Below are 19,697 nucleotides of genomic sequence, written 5' to 3' on the forward strand. Positions count from 1 at the left end.
AGTAAAGCTTGAAAAAGCCGACTTTATGTCGGCTTTTTTTTGCATACAAACCTTACCTATAAAAAATATTGCCCTTCAGGTAACATTCCTCCAGTTTTTTCTTTGGGCTCCAAGCATGGAAGTTAACCTTGTGCAAACAAAAAAACCAATGGGAGGCTTTCTGAAATTAGTCCCCATCAGCCTTATATTATTGATAGGCGCACTCTATTTCGAAACAGTGAATGCACTGATAGAACGATGGACAAAGTGGGATGAAAATCAGTCCCATGGCCTGATTATTATTTTTATTTTTTGTTTTTTCCTCTGGCGGGCTTCGCCCATATCTACCAGTCAAGATTCTCGACTTATCAGGACATTATCGCTGGGCGGATTGGTTTTATTTTCTTTAATCTGGTACATCACTAACGCCACTAATTTACATATTGTCGAACAGGTATCGCTGCTTGGTATTATCATATTCCTATTCGCAGCGGCTTTTGGGGTAGCTGCAACCCGAGAACATATATTTCTTTTGCTCCTGCCAGCTTTTGCAATTCCAGTATGGGATCAATTAACGAATCCGTTAGTGAATTTAAGTGGCCTCGTAGTGGGCGAAATGGTGCGCTTAATAGCAATTCCAGCCGTAATTGATGGCAATAGCATATTTGTTCCTGACGGTGAAATCATGATCGCCGATGGTTGCTCAGGACTGCGTTATTTCACAATCTCCCTCGCTATCGCTTATCTTATTAGTTATCTAAACGGTTATTCCCTTAAAAAACTTTCAGTGATGCTGCTTATTGCAGCTTGCATTGGACTGGTCACTAATTGGTTAAGAATTTTTATTCTGGTTATTGTCGGTTACCAGACCCAAATGCAAAGCTCCCTCATGGCGGATCACGAATATTTCGGATGGATCTTATTTGCCCTGATTGCATTTCCCGCCATTTACTTTGCCCCCGTAGTTAAAGGCTTAAAAGAACAACAACCAACCCCACACATAAGGGTTCCCAGGCTACTTATGCCATTGATCGCCCTTTGCGTAGGACCATTGCTCCACTTCTTTATAGACCTTAAGCCAATACCTCAAACACTCAATAATGTTTTAGGCCACGAGCACCATCCAATATCCGCAAGTAAAATGCCGATCAAGGTGCAAGCTCCGCATGCCGCCAAAGTCGAAACAGCTGTGGACGATAAAAAAGTCTTTATTCAAATCAATCAATTTCAACGGACGGCAGAAGGAGAAAAACTGGTACCCTACTTACCAAGGCTATTTGATAATGCAATCTGGTCTCTGCAATCGGAAAAAGCTATCAGTTCACACGACAGAAAATTAAAAATACAAATTCTACGCAACAAACATAGCGGTACCATTGTTGCCCAAGCTCAATGGTTTGAAATCGCAGGTTATTCAACCACCAGCTATGCGATGGCAAAGCTTTTACAAATACCAGCAATGCTCACGAAAATGAATACCTTTACTATTTACACAATCCAAAATATATGTGCCGATGTGACATGCGAATTAGCAATGGAAAATTTAACTGCGCGCAGCAACTCACTGACAACGAACACTAAGGAGAATTAGTGAAAATTTTTTTTTGGTTAAGTAGCTTGGTAGTTATCTATATTTATATAGGCTATCCAATATTGCTCAGATTTTTGCCTAAACGTCCAAAAGTAGCGACTCCTGCTTCCGGGATCACGCCAAAAATCACAGTGCTAATTCCAGCATTTAATGAAAGCAAAGTGATTGAATCAACAATCAATAACAAGCTACAACAAAATTACCCACATGATTTATTACAAATCATTGTTATTTCCGATGAGTCTGAAGATGGCACAGACGATCTTGTTAAACGCATTGCCGCACAAGATCCACGCGTCACACTCATTCGTCAGTCTCCACGACAGGGAAAAACATCTGGCTTAAATTTAGCTATGCCGTTGGTGCACGGAGAGATAGTTGTTTTTTCTGATGCTAATAGTCACTACCATCCAGACGCATTACAACACTTGATAAATTGCTTTCAGGATGACTCTGTAGGTTATGTCACAGGAAAAATGGTATATGTCAATGCTGAAGGGAGCGTGATTGGTGACGGCTGCAGTGCCTATATGAAGTATGAAAACTACATGCGGGCACTTGAAACTGAAGTGTCATCAGTCGTAGGTGTCGATGGTGGCATTGATGCAATCCGAAAAGAATTGTATCAGCCTATGAATGCTGATCAGCTACCTGATTTTGTTTTGCCCCTAAAAGTAATTACCCAAGGGAAACGAGTTGTTTATTGCGAACAGGCTTTGCTCAATGAAGAATCTTTGAGCTCATCGCAATCAGAATTCCGCATGCGCGTCAGAGTATCACTACGAGCTTACTGGGCCATGCTGGATATGAAACATCTATTCAATCCTTTCAGATATGGTTTATTCAGTTTGCAACTCGCCTCTCATAAGTTATTGCGCTATCTCGCATTCATCCCATTGCTCATAGTTTTTATATCAAATGGACTTATAACGGGTGAAGGCACATTCTACAGTGCTCTTTTTATACTACAGGTTATTTTCTATGGCTCTGCAGCTTTTGTCGCACTGAATGATGGAACGCAAAATCGAATACTCGGCCTGGCACACTATTTTTGCCTGATTAATATAGCTTCAGCTATGGCCTTTATAAAATTCGTCAAAGGCGAAAAAATTGTTCTATGGAAGCCTCGTGCAGGTTGAGGTATATACGAACAACTCGCTTTAAGCCGTGTCCTAATTTTACAAGGAACAACCGATTGAAACTACTTGATCGATTAATTGGTCGCCTCACCTATATTGCTTGGGATGCAAAAGAGGGATGCGTTCGTCTCAAAGAACAGAAAAATCTTCTTAAGCAGCAATACTGGTCGCATACTGATCTGCAATCACTTCAAACGAAAAAATTGAATCTCCTGGTTAGACATGCCGCTGAAACCAGCAGTTGGTACAAGAGTATTTTTAATAAAATTGGGCTGGATACTGACAAAGAAATAACACTTGCTGATTTACAACGTTTTCCAATTACAACCAAAAAAGATATTCGCGAAAACACGTCGCTATTTATTAGCAGCAATTTTGATGCAGATAAAATGCCCAAAGCAAAAACAGGTGGATCAACAGGTGTATCCTTGAATTTATTTTTTGATGAGCGCTGTCAGAAGTTACGAAATGGGGCACAAATTTACGCCGATTCATTCAGCGGATGGAAACCGGGGGCTCGTATTGCTGCAATCTGGGGTAATCCTCCGAAGGCAATATCTCTAAAACAAAAAATCAGATCTTTTTTGCTTGAGCGGATGATTTATCTCGACACTATGGATTTGAATCCGCAAACCATGAATGACTTTATCGGGCACTGGCGCCGTTTCTCACCCGATATGATATTTGGACATTCGCACTCTATTTATATTTTTGCTAAATATTTACTTGAAAACAAAATTTATGATTTACGTCCAGTGGGGATAGTAGCCACGTCCATGATGCTACTTGATCATGAACGGCAAGTAATTGAAGACGCATTTCAGTGCAAAGTCAGTAACCGCTATGGCTGTGAAGAGGTGGGACTAATTGCTGTTGAATGTGAAGAGCATAAAGGAATGCATATAAATAGCCCTCATATTATTCTTGAATGCCTGGATGAAAATAATATTCCCGTTACCTATGGCACACCGGGCAAATTGGTCATTACTGATTTAAATAACTTTGGTATGCCGCTGATACGCTACAAGGTTGAAGATGTAGGTGTGCTTAGTGAACGCCAATGTAGTTGCGGTAGAACAACGCCGATACTTGAACGCCTTGAAGGACGCATAGCAGACTTCCTTAAAAAAACAGATGGCGGACAAGTTGCTGGAGTTTCCCTGGTAGAGCGAACGCTTACAAAAATTCCAGGCATTGAACAGATGCAACTAATACAAGAAACGTTAAATGAAATCATCATTAATCGCGTTAAAGGACCTGAATACACTCACATGACAGACGATGCACTGCTTACAGAATTTGGTCAGGTGTTTGGAGCGGATGTAACACTTATTATTAGGAACGTTGAAAAAATTCCTCAGGAAAAATCCGGCAAATACAGGTTTTCTATATGCAAGGTGTAACATCATCACAACCCCTTATAAGTGTAGTTATAGCAACTTACAATATGGGGCAATACATTGACCAGGCAATTGACTCCATTCTTAGACAGGCCTGGGAACGCATAGAAGTTATCGTAGTAGATGATGGATCAACCGATAACACCCAAGAGGTTATGGTGCGCTATAAAGATAATGATCGTGTTATCTATTTAAAAAACGAGAATCAAGGACAACCCAAAGCAAAAAACTGTGGCATTAAAAATGCCAGCGGAGAATTCATCGCGTTCTGCGATGCCGATGATCTTTGGGAAGACAATAAACTCCAAATACAGATGCCACTATTCAGCAACCCTAAGGTGGGTATTGTCTATAGTGAAGTTAGTAATATTGATGAGCACAATAATCGTTATATTAAAACACCCAATGAAAAGCGACATACCGGCAATGTAACCAACCAATTATTGATTGAAAACTTCGTACCATTTGGGACTTCCATCATTCGACGCGCATGCGTAGAGAAGAATGGAATGTTTGATGAAGAGTTTCGTATGGGAATCGATTGGGATCTATGGCTGCGCTATTCATTGGATTGGGAGTTTGCCTATACTCCGGAGAGAACGTATATCTATCGGGTTTGGTCCGGCCAGATGTCGACAAATTATCGCGGACGCTATGATTATGCAACACGCATATTAAATAAATTTGTCGCGCAACACGGAGCGCAGCTTAATCCAAAATATGTGCGTAAAGCTTGGGCGGACATGTATGTTCGCGAAGCTGTCGTTTACGCAAAAAATGAAAAATTATTTTTCATGCCACTGCAGAAAATTTTGCACGGATTAATACTTGACCCACTTAAGTTCTACAGTTGGAAGTCATTAATTAAATTAATGCTTGGCAAACATTAATCATGCAAATATTCAAACGAATAATAATTCGCATCCTTGAAGCCAGTGGTGGATTAAAAATCTTACGTTGGCACAATCGTTTTACACCTCAAGTATTAATGTACCACCGTATCATTGACCAACCATTTATCTCAGGGTTGGCACCAATAGAGTTTGAAAAGCAAATTGCCTACATCGCCAAACATTTTCGCGTAGTCACAATGGATGTGCTGATGAATGAAATCAATAACAACACAATAAAACCGCATTCAATCGCATTGACATTTGATGATGGTCACTGTGACTTTTATGAAAATGCATGGCCTGTTCTAAAAAAATATCAAGTACCCGCAAGTCTCTACATAACCACAGGTTTCGTTAACGGTGACCTCTGGTTATGGCCCGACTTGCTTAAATTTGCAATTCTTAATTGCCAAAATAAGAACATCCACCTGGAGCCATTCGGAAACATATCACTGGAAGAAGATCATCTATCCAGTAGCTGGCATCTATTAGGAGATTATTGTTTAACTCTGGAAAATCAAAAACGAATTGATTTTATCCATACCTTTGCCCGCGCCGCAAATATTACGTTGCCGGAAAAACCAATAGCCCCATTTACATCAGTTTCATGGCAACAATTAATCGCGATGCAACATGAAGGCCTTAACATAGGCAGCCATACCGTATCGCACCCGATTTTAAGAAACCTGTCACTTGGCGAGGTTGAACACGAACTTGCCAATTCAGCACAAATGATTGTCGATAAACTCGGAATTTTTCCCCATGGTATTTGCTATCCAAATGGGCGACTAGTAGATATTGATGACAATGTCGTAGCGCAGGCAAAAGCTCTCGGATACCAATACGGCTTGCTCGCCCGCAATACGCCAATAAATAAAAAGAACCTTTTTTTAATTGGACGACTTGCGTCGCATACCGATTTTGATTATTTCAAGTGGATAATTTGTCGCCATCCTGCGGAACAGCAGCACCATTACATCGGCTAGCAGATAACTTCCGTGAAACCAAATGGATACTAATTTTGTGAATACAAAGTCTAACTACTATTTACCTTACATCGTTTTACTTGCCGCCGCCCTTCTCTCTTTGGCATTCAAGCTTAGTGTATTTAACGCGGGCTCGCCCTACGTCACAATTGATGACGACACACTCTATGAGGCAGGTTTTCTGGTTTGGTTTGGTGAAGCACCGCCACAACGCATGTATTTTGAAAGCTGGATAGTAGGTCTTAGCTCTATTGGAACTTACGTCATCCAATTGGCGACCGAAGGCGATTTAAATCAGCTAGGGCTAAATTTAGTAGCTGATGCTTATCGAGCCTTTACCCAGAATCCAAACGACTTTGTAAAAAATTATCGTTACCTCATGCTGGCGATAGATTTTTCTACTGCCTGGGTTGTATTCCTATTGGCGAGAAATATTTTTTCTGCGCATCCTTGTGCTCGCTGGCTAGCCGTAATCACCGCCAGCATGTTTTTACTTAGTTACAACACAATTTGGTGTTACATCGTAGCAAGACCAGATACTGTGACTGCTTTTTTTTCTGCCCTGGGAATGCTGTACTACTATAAATCTAATGCAGGTGAAAAAAAGCAGGCTTTCTATATCTCCGCTATCGCACTGGGATGCGCCACAGGTTTTAAGTTACACGCCGCGTTGTTTGTAGCATTCTTTATTTTCGATATGATCAGGCAGTTGGGTTTTATACTTGCTCTGAAACGCGCACTGCCCTTCGGCATAATTTCAATCTTTATATTTGCTGTGGTCGCCGGCTCACCCCTATTCGATCCGTTGCTATATGCCAAGTTACGCGCACTTAATATAAAGGATGATCAGTCACCATGGTTACATTGGGGCGATCAAATTATTACGGCAATTCGTGGCACCGGATGGATAGCTGCACCAGTTGTTTTTTATACTGGATTCCTTGCCTTGCATCGCAACAAAAAGAATACTCCGACACCTGTCGCTAGTGCAATTTTTGTTGCGTTATTATTCTTGCTATTTTTCCTTAGTATTCGGCAGCTACGTGCTTATTGGATGCTTCCGGCATTACCTCTGTTTTTTATCGCAACAGTTTATCTACTATCGCAAATTAAAAATAAAATCCTATCGACAATATTACTTGCCAGTATTTTCACTATCCTTTTCACTCAATGCTTTATACAAAGCCGGGAATTTGATAATGCTCGCTATGGAGAATTAAAAGAGTGGGTTCAAAAAAATGTAAAACCGGAAGAGGTAATTTACATTATTGGGTATAACACCCTATTTCTGCCTTGCAATACAACTTGTCTTGAAAATCGTAAATTCAGCATTGAGCGTAGATTGCGTACAGCGATAGATATTGAGGATACATTTACATTGCGCCATATCAAGCAGTGGGAGGAGCGAGCACAATTAAAATTAATCGATATGCTGGATGTAAAGTCAGCGCATGGATTTAACTTTTACAGCTTGAATGACACGCCACTTGATACATTGGAAGATCGTATCGGATTTAATGATATTAAATACATGCTGATTATGCAGGGATACAGCGTACCGGAAGACGAAGACTTAGTTGCAAAAGTAAAACAAGAGTTTACGTTAGTAACTACTGCTAATGCACCTGGCGGTAAGGCAGGCACCGGCGGCCTACCTTATGAAATTTATGTGAGAAAAATACAATGACGCCTAAAAAACGTATTTTACATTTTATCGAGAGTGAAGGAGTCTATGGTGCGGAACGTGTCATTCTTAACTTATCACAGCAAATGCAACACAGCAGTCACTATGTGCCCGTAGTAGGCTGCATAGTTGCAAAGCCAAACAGTCAAAGTGCTCTTTATGAGGCCGCACAAGCGCAAGGCATTGAAGCGATTAAAATCCCCATTGCTAACTCTCGCCTACTACATGATTTGCCTGCTGCCGCTAAACAAATTCAAACCGCAAAGATAGACCTTATCCATTCACACGGCTATAAACCATCTGTATTTGGATTTGTTATCCGGTTATTAAAAAAAATTCCAATCATTGCAACTTGCCACCTTTGGTTTGTCCCGTCCAAAGGTCCGTTTAAAATGCGGGTAATGATCGCGCTGGAGAAATTTTTCTACCGCTGGTTCCCCAGAGTAATAGCGGTATCAGATCCAATAAAATCAATTCTATTGGCCAACAATCTTCGTCCGGAACAGGTAGATATTGTTCGTAATGGAGTGGATTTACCCAACCTCGAAATTCCTGCAAGTGAAGCACAACAACTGCGCACCGATTTGCAGCTTGATGGCTCCGATTTTTGTATATTAAACAGCGCACGTCTCAGTCCACAAAAAGCACAATGGACACTAATAAAGGCCGCCGCAATTCTAAAACAACAAGGCCATGCTGTTCGCATATTAATTGTTGGGGAAGGAATACTTTTAGAGGAACTACGCGAGCAAATCATCAGTGAGGATGTAGCTGATTATGTACAATTAATGGGTTTTCGCACCGATATAAATAAACTGCTCCTATTATGCGATGCATTTGCCCTACCATCCATTGACGAAGGGATGCCCATGAGCTTGCTTGAAGCTGCTGCTGCCCAAAAGCCGATCATCACTACCAAGGTTGGAGATATCGGAAAGCTGGTAGAACATAATATATCGGGTTTGATCATCCCGACAGAAGATCCCTCTGCCCTCGCCGCAGCCATAATCCACCTGAAATCTGATCCGGCAGTAGCACGCCAATTGGCACGGGAAGTCCATCGACGTATGGTAGAAAATTATTCCAGCCAATCTATGAGCAAGCGCTACTTATCAATTTACGATAACCTTCTTTTACCCACTTAGATTTCAGGAACCTACAGTAATCATGCCACCTGTGAAAGTGCTTTATTGTATTGATAATTTGTTGCGCGGCGGCACAGAGCTTCAATTAATTGGATTAATAGAGCGGTTGAATCCCAAAGAATATACTCCGTATTTGTTGACTATTCGCCCTTCAGATCCAGCACTCACTCCCGCCAATTGCCAACACCTTGCGTGGCACGTACCTAGCCTCGCATCAATCCCAGGCCTAATTGCACTGTTCAAATTGATATTGTTTTTACGAAAAGAAAAGATCAACATAATACAAACTTTTTTTCAGGATTCTACACTATTTGCCGGCTCGGCCGCGTATCTGGCCCGTACGCCTGTGCGCATTGCCTGCTTCCGCGACTTGGGATTTTGGTACAACAAAAAGCAGGCGGCTTTACTAAAAAAAATCTATCACCGTATGAATGGTTTTATTTGCAATGCTGATATTGTACGCGATCATTTTGCTACACAGTTTTCACTTGAAAAAAATAAGATGCGCGTACTGCGCAATGGAATAGAAGTGGATACTCTGCCTTATATAGACCATAGCCAACGCTGCACTGATATTGGCATTGTTGGCAATATGACTCGGCGCGTCAAACGCACGGATTTATTCATAAAAGCTGCTGCAATTGTCAATCAAAAATATCCACATCTTACTTGGCATATTATTGGCGATGGACAAATGCGTACAGAACTGGAAGATCTTGCCAGGGATTTGAACGTATTCGAAAAGTTATACTTTGCTGGCAGAGTCAGTAATGTTGCAGGCTATCTGGAAAAACTGGATATTGGGATTATTTGCTCTGATTCAGAAGGACTAAGTAATGCTCTCCTGGAATACATGTTCAGAGGTGTTGCTGCAATAGCAACAGATGTTGGTGGCAATCCTGAACTTATTGAGCACGAGCGCACCGGTTTATTGATTCCTCCTGACGACCCCCAAGCCCTTGCCATCGCAATATTGCGTCTTTTAGAAAATTGCGATCTTAAAATCAGGCTTGCGCAAGATGCACGTCACAAAGTCGAGCAACAGTACAGCTGGGAAAAGTGTTTGCTTGCACATCATGAGTACTATCAACAACTATTGCAGAATCCACTTTAGTCCACCAACAGATAAGCCAAATGGATACATCACTTAAAGGCACCAAGAATCATGAAATAAGATCATTATTTCGAGGCCAACTACTAAGCTACTTGGTCGGGTTCTACATTTTTGCATTTTACCTCGAATTGCATTTTCGAATACCAGAGCTACAGACCATCAGATTCCAGTTTACCTATGGTGCAATAGTAGGTGCTTTTTGCATCTTTAAACTATTTAACGGCCAAGGCAGCCAGTCAGCGTTTAACACTGTAACAAAAACTACCTTTTTACTTATATTTATTCTTGGTATCTATACCGTTTTTTCTATGGATAGAGCTGAATCGATTACAGTATTTTCCGATAGAGTTTTAAAGTTTGCATTGGTCTCTTTTTTCATTTATGCCGCAGTAGAAAAGGTAGAAGACCTTCGTGTAATAGTTGCATTTATATTACTTGCATGGATGAAGATTGGACAGGAAGGCTTTTATGGTTGGTATACCGGTAGCCTGGTTTGGGAAAACCAGGGCATTCCGAGACTGCATGGCTCAACTGCAATGTATGGACATCCAAACTCTTTCAGCGGTTTTGCGGTAGGATGCCTACCCTATGCAGTTTTTTTATTAATGTGTGTAAAAAGTAACTTATTAAGACTGGCATTAATGGCACTTACTATTTCCTGCATAATTATCGTCGTAACAACCGGATCCAGAACAGGTTATCTAGCCGTTATAATAGGCGCAATATATTTTTTCATGAAGTTAAAGGTAGGGAAATTTAAAATTTTAATAATGGCATTGCTTGCATTTACCCTTACCATTAATTTTGTCCCCACTGAGTACAAAGAAAGATTCCAATCCATTTTCACCGGCGAAGAAAAAGAAGGCAGATCCAGCGAAAAAAGAATTGAGATCATGTCTGATGCAATTGAGATATTCATTAAATATCCTATGGGAATAGGTGTGCAAGCTTTCCCAAAAGTGAGAAGTGAATTATTTGGAAGGTCTCAAAATACACATAACTTATATTTGGAAGTACTAACCAATATAGGCCCTATCGGGCTAATCGTTTTTTTAACATTTGTTATACAAATATTAACGAAAAACAGAAAAAATATTCAAACTCTTGAGCTTCGAGAAAAATCAATTGATAACGATTTGTTAATCAACTTAAGTAAAGCAACGATCGGATTTATCCTGGTAAGACTAGTGCTGGGACTTTTTGGGATGGATCTCTACGAAATATATTGGTGGGTAGCGTTGGGCATAACCTTATCGATCGATAAGTTATTAAAAATACAATCAAATGGAATCAATCCAAAACGGAACAATTGAACGATATGAATGAAGATAAAATAAATTTCTCTATTGTCATACTGACATATAACAGAGAAAAATATATTAAACAGCAACTTGAATCATTATCAAAAATTGACAATATAGAAATTATAATTGTTGACAACAACTCGGATGACAATTATGCCGAGCGGGAATCTAAAAACTACAATAATGTTAAAGTGCTTCGCCTGGATAAAAATTACGGGGCGGTAGGTAGAAATGAAGGCATATTAGCCGCGTCCAGTCCCTATATTGTTACTCTTGATGATGATGTCTGGGGAATCGATAAAGAAGCCTTGGAAAAAGCAAGGCTGGAATTTGAAAATGATCTATCAGTTGACTGTATTTGCTTTCATGTTGTAGACGAAAAAACAGCTACGACAACCAATTGGATCCACCACTGCAATGATAAAGATTACTCTAACCAAAAATTTGAGACTTACGAAATATCAGAGGGGGCTGCAGTTTTTAGAAAATCGTCTTTTGATAGAGTCGGGGTCTATCCTGAAAAATTTTTTATCAGCCACGAAGGGCCGGATCTTGCTTTCAGAATCATAAATGATAACAAGAAAATTATTTATACCCCGGAGATTACTGTTATTCATGCCCATGCTATCGAGGGTAGAACCTCCTGGAGGCGATACTACTTCGATACAAGAAACTTGATATGGTTGGCTTACAGGAACTACAACAAACGATTGCTAGCAAAGAGATTGAGTATTCAATTAGCGGCAATGTTGTTTTATAGCGTGCGAGATGGCTACATTAAGTATTTTTTTAAGGGCTTAAAGGATGGAATTACTGGAATTAGAGAATTTAAAGGATCTCGTTCACCAATCTCGAATAAATCGTATGAGCGAATCAAGGAAATGGATAAAAGACGTCCTTCAATAATATTTTATATAAAAGCCCGTATATTTAAAAAAGGCATAAAAATTTAATTTTGCGGAATGCCGGTGAATTAACGTTTTTGGCATCCTCGAGGGGATTGTCCAAAATCATTTTTATTGAACTTAACTCGTCAACAGATTTGATAAGATGTAAGTTCGAGCTATTATTAAACAGCTACTTCCCACCTAGTGGATTCAATCATGAAAAAGTTAATTTCCGTTTCGATAGGTTTGGTGTTTTCCCAGCTCGCATTTTCCGCAGCGCCGACCTTCAACATATCCGAAACCCCTGATGCAATGGGTTATTACACAGTAGAAATGAAAGGCTCTGGTTTTGGAGAGGGACCTAACATAGTTCTATTTGATGATTTTAATAACCAAACCGTAGGACAACCCGTTAACCTGGAGAAAGCTCTTATAGGGAAATGGAGCAAAAGCAGTTCATATCCAGCGCAACCTAAAGTGGTCGAGTTCGATGGAGGGAAAGCATTTCAAATTCACGATACCACTAGAACCGGTACGGGAAAAATTGCCCAGATAGAGGTTGTGTTTCCGGAAAAACAATCAGATTTATTTATTAGTTACAGTGTCGTAGTACCTGAAGGTAAATTCTTCGCAGGTGCCAATAAAGATTTCACATTTCCTGATGTTAGCTCTTGGAAGTTCACCTGGATTACCGATACACCTGATGGAATAGCAAGCACAACATTATTTAATACATGCGCCCCAACTCATACAGGAAAGGGCTCATTTATGCTGGCAGGCAATTCAGTGAGTTATGGCTGGGTTGGGATGGCAGACGCATGGAACTGGCATGATAAAAACTATATGAGTTTCGGCTTACTTACCAATAGTGCAGCACCAGAAACCGGGCCTGGAAATATTATATTTCAAATGACGGGCAAGAAATATGCCCCCCTAATTACAAGCAAAATAAATCTCCCCATTTTTCCCTTAAATAACACCAAATCTTTTGATAGAGTGAAATTTCCCGGATGGTTCGGAAATGGAGACACTTCAAATTTTGAGGCATACTATGATGATGTGTATGTCGCAACCGGCAAAAATGCGTACGTAAGAATCGAACTATCCAATGCTGAGGATATAGAGAGATCTACAATAAATCTCACTATGCCTATAGTAAGTTGGAACAAAGACAAGGTTATTTTTAAAATTCACCAATTGAACCTGGCAAAAGTATTAAGTCCATATATTAGACTGTATGATAAAGATAACAAGAGTACAACATACCGCTTTTTATGCAAAGAATGCCCCCTCCCACCGATCGATTCGCCGCGCTAATAAGCTTTACCCAATTCCCTCTATATCCCGTGATTCATAATTTGAATATAGAGAGAGTTGGGTATAATTTTTTGTTCCAGCGGAAATAAGAGAAAAAATGAATAATAGCATTGAGTAGAAATCATTCTAAGGACTGGCCATGAAAATCAAACATTTACTGCTATTAAAAACCTTTCTTTTAGCTACGTTTTTAAGTACTGCATCAACTGCACATTCAATTGACATATCATCACTTAAAAATGTAGATATCTTTCAATACGGTGATAAAAATGGATTTCTGGAAAAGAATACTGGCCTTACCTGGCTGGATATAGGTGTTATGCCAATCGGTTTTGTTGAGGCTGCATCTAAAAATAAGATAAACAGTCATCAATTTGAATTTAATGGATGGCGCTTGGCAAACCAAACCGAAGTCACCCACCTGCTAACAACTATATTTCCTGATTCCATGTTAGGATTTATTGGAGGCAGCTGGGGAGGAACTAGCTCAGAATCAATCGCATTTCATGAGATAGTAACAATCATGGGAATCAATGAAACAGTCCCAGATTACGAGAGCTTATATTTGGATAACTTCACCTACGCAGGGTGGAGAGCCAATGCAAGCTTCATTGGCGATGATGGCCAAACAAAAGTATTTTATTTAGGAAGACAGGGAAGTGACGGCTTTTTGCCATCTGTGGAGATTTTAGGATATAGCCAATCAGCAATAAATGATTACATAACGGCTTTTTCTGTTATACCTTTATTCATTGCTGTCAATGAACCTGCAAATAATGTCCTTCTTTTATTAGGTTTGATTTTTTTAATACATTCACGACTTATAAAAAGCAATAAGCGTGATTATTTCTACTTCATTGCAAAATAAAATTTCACTGCTTTATCAAACCATTAATATATCTTTCAAATTTTACTACAAAATATGAAATAACCATTACAATCACTGTCGAACCAAGAACTGCAAAAAAAATAGTTGTTTCCGTTCTCATTAATTCAATAATAGCTTTTCCAGCTTTATTATGCACCAAGTAAATCGGATAACTCATTGCACCCAGCAAAACCAAAAATGATCTTTTCCTCACATCACAATAACCTTGCGATATCAGATAAAAAAACAGAAAAAAAACGACCACTATAATAGAAGAAATCAGTCTTGTGCTATCCACAACATTTAATATGAAATCAGAAGTTTGTGCATATGCCACAAGAAATGAAAAAACCAGTGCCACTAAAAACATCAGTTTTACTTGTATATCTTCAGGAAACTTATACATTAAATATGCACAGACACCACCAATAAAGTAAAAAGAATAGGCTGGATTTATAAACCATCCTAAAAAATATGGCTGTCCAAAAAAATGATGTAACAGGGATAAAAATAACCAAATACTAAGCCAGTAGCGCCAATAAGAAAATGCACCCGTGAGCAACAGTAAAAACACACAACCATAAAATTTTAATTCAGCCTGCAATGTCCAATAAACCCCGTCAATATTCTCAATACCAAGATAATCATTCATAATAGTCATGTTTGCCAATATCTCAACAGTAGAAAACCTCTCTCCATTGATACAATAAATTGTTGCAACCGTAATAATAAGACACAAAATAAATGATGGGTATATCCGCAGCGCACGAGCAAATGCAAATTCAAATGCGCCACGATTTTGAGCAGAGAACATAATTACAAAGCCACTCAAGATAAAAAAGAAGTTAACTCCTAAATAACCAAATCTGGATATATTTGAAATAAAACCATCATTATTAAAATAAATTGAATAATGATAAAAAATAACTGCAATTGCAGCCAAAAAGCGTAAAGGATCTAAAATCCCAAAGCGTATTTTTTGTTCTGGATTTGTCATAGCAACGATCGGGATCTCAACTACGCAATTAGTGCTTTCAAGTTCATTTGAATAGCACCGTATAGACTCTTAACATTACGTGATTTAATACAACGCTTAAGAAAACCTGCTGCATGTCTTTTTACTATTGTTTTTAACTTTTCCCTACGAGCAGCATCCTTTTCCTGATTCAACAACATCAAACGACTCAAGGTATAGTATTTTGACATTTTCATTGTATTAGATGACATATTTGTTCCATGCAGACGACGCTTAAACAGAAGCTCATTATTGACAAGCATTGGAAACTGAATTGCCAAGCGATAGTTAAGGTGATAATCCTCACAAGCATACAGCTCTGTACAAAACCCACCAACTTCTTTAACAGCAGAAGTTCTAAATAACGGCGAGCTCGCAATCGTAAAGTTTTCATCTAACATGATATCCGCACCAGCCCCCGCAGAAAGGGTTAGAGTATTGCTTGATGCAGATTCAAATTCCGCCATTAATCGAGGACAAGATGAAAAGTGGTTTTTCTGCTCATCCAAATTTTGGAAATTGCAATAATCGTTAACAATCAAAGCGGCTTCCGGATGCTGCAATAATAAATCGACTTGCCTGGCAATTTTTTGCGGCAGTAAAATATCGTCAGCATCCAAAAAGGAAATATATTCTCCCTTCGCTAAAGCTAATCCTGCGTTGCGTGGAAACGAGCAATTCCCGCTATTAACCTGACTCAAAACAGTAATTCCGGGGGCATAGCTCTTTGCAATAATTAGAGTTGAGTCTTTGGAGCCATCGTCCACTACGATGATCTCAATATTAGAATAAGTTTGCCTTAACGCACTATCTATTGCATCAGCAATAAATCGCTCCTCGTTGTAAGCGATAATGACAATGCTAACCAGCGGTTGCGAATTTATCATTTAGTTTCTCCCTGCCACCGTCTGATGACGGGTGATACCAGTTTTTGTAATAACTTTTTTGCCAATGCTTTTTCACGTGGCTGACTCTCAAGCACAATGAAAATCAAACATATAAGACTAACAATGGATAACTCGGCAATTTTTAAATAACTAAATCGAGCGTCATTTATACCGGACAACCAGTGGATAGCTGCGCATATCAAAAAGAGAGTTAGCGGGCGATAAGAAAGCCATACAAGTTGCCCGTAACGCGGCAGCTGTAACGGCTTAGAACATAGAAATGGCAAGAATAGAAAACGAAATATAATAATGGGTGCAGAGATAGCGATCGCCGCATACAAAGGGCCATACCCAAGCTGGGCAAGAAATATATATAATAAAATTGCAGTTAATGCTGTTTCTGCAAGGCCACTCGCCACCATAATTCTGTGCATATTTATAGCGTAGAGACTCGTAATATAACCATCAACAGAAACAATCGATATCCGTCCTACTGCGACAATTATCAAAATCACATAAGCGGCACCATAATCAAAATCACTTCCTAACCAATAAAAAATAATGCTTTTTCCTATAACAAGAAAAAATATCAACGCCAAAGCATATGCATAGGTATTAATTCGATTAAATAGGAGGAGATCTTCACGGAATGCTTGCTTATTGTCAGCAGCAAGATGTGCAGTAAATGTGGGCAATGTAATACTGAGCATTTTATGCAGAAGCTCTGTACTGTAATCAATCAAACGAATAGCTACATAATAGGTAGTTACTGCTGATAACGAAATGTATGCACCTATAAAGAATAGATCAATACGACTTTTCAACGCTCGATTAATATCGATTAGAAACGCCCAGGCACTATAACCAAATAATTCATTGAATACCTTTCGATTAACCAGATTAACTGACACTGACATTTGTCGATATACGTAACGCCCCACCAACGTAAATGCAAGCGTTGATAAAAGTGAAAAAATTAAATTTATTATTGCTATAGCGAGGATTTTGTATCCCATGTATAGCAATATAATTAATGTTATTGTTGAGATAATGCGGAAAAATATTCGATACATCGCCACCAAATCATGACGAAAGTGGGCTTGCGCCAAACCAGCAAAGGCTTTTGCAGGAAATTCAAATGCAATGGCCAAGCCCGATAATATTAATACCCAACGAAATTCTTCAGGCTCAACTAACCCTTTCAAATCCGGTTTGTAAAAAAAGGCTGCGATAAGAACTACTGCCGCAATTACCAACGCAAGGGAGGTATAGATTACAAGCGCAGTGGAAATTACCCGATTAGTACTTAAATGATCTTTCTGACCTATAGAATAAGCTATTTTTTGCGTAACTGCGGATGCGAAACCCATATCAAATATATACATCATTGCAGTAACACTACCAATCAACACCCACAAGCCGTATAGCTCTGAGCCTAAGTGACTATTCATTAAAGGTAATGTAATAAACCCAACCACAATAGCGACTATAGCTTCGATAGTGCGTAACGCAGATCCTTTTAACAACAAATTGAATTGACTCATGACGCTCTGTAACTACCCACGAATGAACGAGCTAGACCCTTACCTGTCTCCAGGCATAAACTATAGAAGGCTTTTTGCATTCCTAAATTTGAATACAAAAAAGCAGATAATAATGTCTTCAGAGCAAGTAAGAACTCTCCTTCATAATTATATATTTTTATGGCCTCTTTAAAACGATAACTAGCATAGTGCCGCTGCTTCCAATAACCGAATTTCATTAGCCGCGAAATTTTGCGCACGATAATTAATTGGTATTCCAAAGGACGAGTTTTCGCTCCACTACTGGTTACGCTGCCGGGATATTTGCGATAATGGAGCATAACCTTATCTATATGGTAAAAGGGCACATGCTGGGCTAGACGTAACCAGAAATCCCAATCCTCCGCGCTACCTAAAGCACCATCCCAACCATCATATTGCTCAATCAAACTTTTTTTCCCGCATAATGTATGAAAAATTGCCATATGATTGGCAGGTTGCGTTAAGACAAATTCTACATATTCTCTTCCCTGGAGAGAGTTGGGTGGCAAAAGTGTGGTGTACCCCCATATTTTTTCACCTCCTTCACCGACACTAAAGCGCTGTACTCCGCCAATCACAATCCGTGAATCATTTTCTTGCAACATCGAATATTGATTGGCAAGCCTATCAATAGGCCATAGATCATCTGCATCATTGACAGCCAGGTAATGCCCTCGGGCAAGTTTTAAGCCTTTATTTCTAGCAGAAGGTGCACCGCCATTTTCCAGTCGATGCAATTTAATACGAGGATCTGTTACCGATATTTCTTGTACGATTTGAGCCGTATCATCCGTCGAACCATCGTCCATCACAAGAATTTCAAAATCACGCAATGTTTGCGCTTGTAACGAAGAAATGGTTTCTTTAATTAAGGAAGCGCCATTAAATACAGGGATGATGATACTGAAAAGCGGTGCATTACAGTCACTCATCATACGCTCTGCCTTTTATTAATTTGCTTTTGTATAAGGCGATATTGAGTAATTTCCCCACGTATTTTACTTAGCTCAATTACATGCAAGAACTTTATTTGTTTGTTATAAAAAAAGTTAACGACTGTCTGCGCTTTACGAATTAAGTATTTTTTAAATAGATAACGAGGTACTCCACCCAGGCACTTGGCATTGTTAGCCGGCCTCATCTGTACTCTACCACGCGCCAAACGATACGCTCGCGCTGCTAACCATTTAAGTGATAATTGCTCTTCACGAACATGATGATGCACCAATGCATCCGGCACATAAATACCCTGATAACCCCGCTCATAGGCACGTAACAATAATTCTGTTTCAGACCCCATTACATAATTACTTCCCTGCGGGCCGATATGAGGATTAAATTGCAACCCTTGATTGAATAGTCTTTGGCGAATAGCCATGTTAGCTCCCCAAATACGCTCTGCAACTATGGGCCCCTCAGGCTGATGCCAATCGGCTTCGCCATAAGCCATGCGCACAAATTCATTACTGAAATCGATATTTTTCCCGATGCTTTCAAAATTTGGGGGGTATTTAGGCAATATGCGTCCACCAAATATATTTATTTCCGGATGTCGATGCGCTGCATTTACCAGTGCATATATCCAATTATATTCGGCTTCAATATCATCATCTGTGAACACCAGCAAATCACCCTGCGCATGCGCCAGCCCCAAATTAATAGCTGCATTTTTACCCGGCTCAGCAGTATGCAAATAGCTTATTGGAAGAATCCCAATAAAAGATTCGATAATAGATTTTGCACTCTGCTGTGGACAATTATCGACGGCAATAATCTGATAACTAAAACCCTGCGTATTGAGTTTTGTAAAACTATTTAACATCAATCTCAATAAACTGGTTCGCTTGTATGTAGCAAAAATCAAGCTCACCATTACTTTCTCGTTCATATCTCACACCGATTCCTATATAGTGATTTGCCGAG

At 39.5% G+C, this 19,697-nt stretch carries 17 protein-coding genes; 12 read left to right on the forward strand and 5 right to left on the reverse strand.

The window, feature by feature from the left end; all coding sequences use genetic code 11:
• The first annotated feature begins 25 nt into the window (after positions 1 to 25).
• From xrt to AC1RJL_RS14595, 12 genes are all read left to right on the forward strand, one after another.
• Positions 26 to 1,570 carry an exosortase gene (gene xrt / locus AC1RJL_RS14540; protein ID WP_492915251.1) on the forward strand — a complete coding sequence of 515 codons (1,545 nt, stop codon included), beginning with the start codon at positions 26 to 28 and terminating at the stop codon, positions 1,568 to 1,570.
• Positions 1,570 to 2,709 carry a glycosyltransferase family 2 protein gene (locus tag AC1RJL_RS14545; protein WP_492915253.1) on the forward strand — a complete coding sequence of 380 codons (1,140 nt, stop codon included), beginning with the start codon at positions 1,570 to 1,572 and terminating at the stop codon, positions 2,707 to 2,709. The genes xrt and AC1RJL_RS14545 overlap by 1 nt, the downstream gene beginning before the upstream one ends.
• 56 nt (positions 2,710 to 2,765) lie before the next feature.
• Positions 2,766 to 4,112: a phenylacetate--CoA ligase family protein gene (locus tag AC1RJL_RS14550; protein ID WP_492915255.1), complete on the forward strand. Its 1,347-nt coding sequence runs from the start codon at positions 2,766 to 2,768 to the stop codon at positions 4,110 to 4,112.
• A complete protein-coding gene (locus tag AC1RJL_RS14555) occupies positions 4,100 to 4,999 on the forward strand; it encodes a glycosyltransferase family 2 protein (RefSeq protein WP_492915257.1) in 900 nt (299 codons plus the stop codon). The genes AC1RJL_RS14550 and AC1RJL_RS14555 overlap by 13 nt, the downstream gene beginning before the upstream one ends.
• A gap of 2 nt (positions 5,000 to 5,001) precedes the next feature.
• Positions 5,002 to 5,988 (forward strand): polysaccharide deacetylase family protein, encoded by a 987-nt coding sequence (locus AC1RJL_RS14560; protein WP_492915259.1) that lies wholly within the window; start codon positions 5,002 to 5,004, stop codon positions 5,986 to 5,988.
• Positions 5,989 to 6,010: 22 nt separating this feature from the next.
• Positions 6,011 to 7,675 carry an ArnT family glycosyltransferase gene (locus AC1RJL_RS14565; protein ID WP_492915261.1) on the forward strand — a complete coding sequence of 555 codons (1,665 nt, stop codon included), beginning with the start codon at positions 6,011 to 6,013 and terminating at the stop codon, positions 7,673 to 7,675.
• The gene (locus AC1RJL_RS14570; protein WP_492915263.1) at positions 7,672 to 8,817 is read left to right on the forward strand and encodes a glycosyltransferase family 4 protein; all 1,146 of its coding nucleotides are present in this window, start codon (positions 7,672 to 7,674) and stop codon (positions 8,815 to 8,817) included. Before AC1RJL_RS14565 ends, AC1RJL_RS14570 begins: the two co-directional genes overlap by 4 nt.
• A 22-nt stretch (positions 8,818 to 8,839) precedes the next feature.
• Positions 8,840 to 9,931 (forward strand): glycosyltransferase, encoded by a 1,092-nt coding sequence (locus AC1RJL_RS14575; protein WP_492915265.1) that lies wholly within the window; start codon positions 8,840 to 8,842, stop codon positions 9,929 to 9,931.
• A 20-nt stretch (positions 9,932 to 9,951) separates the two neighbouring features.
• Positions 9,952 to 11,244: an O-antigen ligase family protein gene (locus AC1RJL_RS14580; RefSeq protein WP_492915267.1), complete on the forward strand. Its 1,293-nt coding sequence runs from the start codon at positions 9,952 to 9,954 to the stop codon at positions 11,242 to 11,244.
• 5 nt (positions 11,245 to 11,249) lie between these two features.
• Positions 11,250 to 12,188, forward strand: a complete 939-nt coding sequence (locus AC1RJL_RS14585; RefSeq protein WP_492915269.1) for a glycosyltransferase family 2 protein — start codon at positions 11,250 to 11,252, stop codon at positions 12,186 to 12,188.
• A gap of 150 nt (positions 12,189 to 12,338) precedes the next feature.
• Complete coding sequence (locus AC1RJL_RS14590; protein WP_492915271.1) at positions 12,339 to 13,439, forward strand: hypothetical protein; 1,101 nt, start codon at positions 12,339 to 12,341, stop codon at positions 13,437 to 13,439.
• Positions 13,440 to 13,578: 139 nt separating this feature from the next.
• Positions 13,579 to 14,307, forward strand: coding sequence for a hypothetical protein (locus AC1RJL_RS14595; protein WP_492915273.1), 729 nt, complete (start codon positions 13,579 to 13,581; stop codon positions 14,305 to 14,307).
• Between the two features lie 4 nt (positions 14,308 to 14,311).
• Here the strand turns inward: AC1RJL_RS14595 and AC1RJL_RS14600 are convergent, their stop codons facing one another.
• From AC1RJL_RS14600 to AC1RJL_RS14620, 5 genes are read right to left on the reverse strand one after another with little or no spacing between them, the layout of a single operon-like run.
• Positions 14,312 to 15,304: an acyltransferase family protein gene (locus AC1RJL_RS14600; protein WP_492915275.1), complete on the reverse strand. Its 993-nt coding sequence runs from the start codon at positions 15,302 to 15,304 to the stop codon at positions 14,312 to 14,314.
• Between the two features lie 20 nt (positions 15,305 to 15,324).
• Positions 15,325 to 16,209: a glycosyltransferase family 2 protein gene (locus AC1RJL_RS14605; protein ID WP_492915277.1), complete on the reverse strand. Its 885-nt coding sequence runs from the start codon at positions 16,207 to 16,209 to the stop codon at positions 15,325 to 15,327.
• Positions 16,206 to 17,753 carry a lipopolysaccharide biosynthesis protein gene (locus AC1RJL_RS14610; RefSeq protein WP_492915279.1) on the reverse strand — a complete coding sequence of 516 codons (1,548 nt, stop codon included), beginning with the start codon at positions 17,751 to 17,753 and terminating at the stop codon, positions 16,206 to 16,208. The genes AC1RJL_RS14605 and AC1RJL_RS14610 overlap by 4 nt, the downstream gene beginning before the upstream one ends.
• The gene (locus tag AC1RJL_RS14615) at positions 17,750 to 18,709 is read right to left on the reverse strand and encodes a glycosyltransferase family 2 protein (protein WP_492915281.1); all 960 of its coding nucleotides are present in this window, start codon (positions 18,707 to 18,709) and stop codon (positions 17,750 to 17,752) included. Before AC1RJL_RS14615 ends, AC1RJL_RS14610 begins: the two co-directional genes overlap by 4 nt.
• Positions 18,706 to 19,662 carry a glycosyltransferase family 2 protein gene (locus AC1RJL_RS14620; protein ID WP_492915283.1) on the reverse strand — a complete coding sequence of 319 codons (957 nt, stop codon included), beginning with the start codon at positions 19,660 to 19,662 and terminating at the stop codon, positions 18,706 to 18,708. Before AC1RJL_RS14620 ends, AC1RJL_RS14615 begins: the two co-directional genes overlap by 4 nt.
• Positions 19,663 to 19,697: the final 35 nt, after the last annotated feature.

Source organism: Cellvibrio sp. GW822-FHT04B05, from assembly GCF_058800985.1.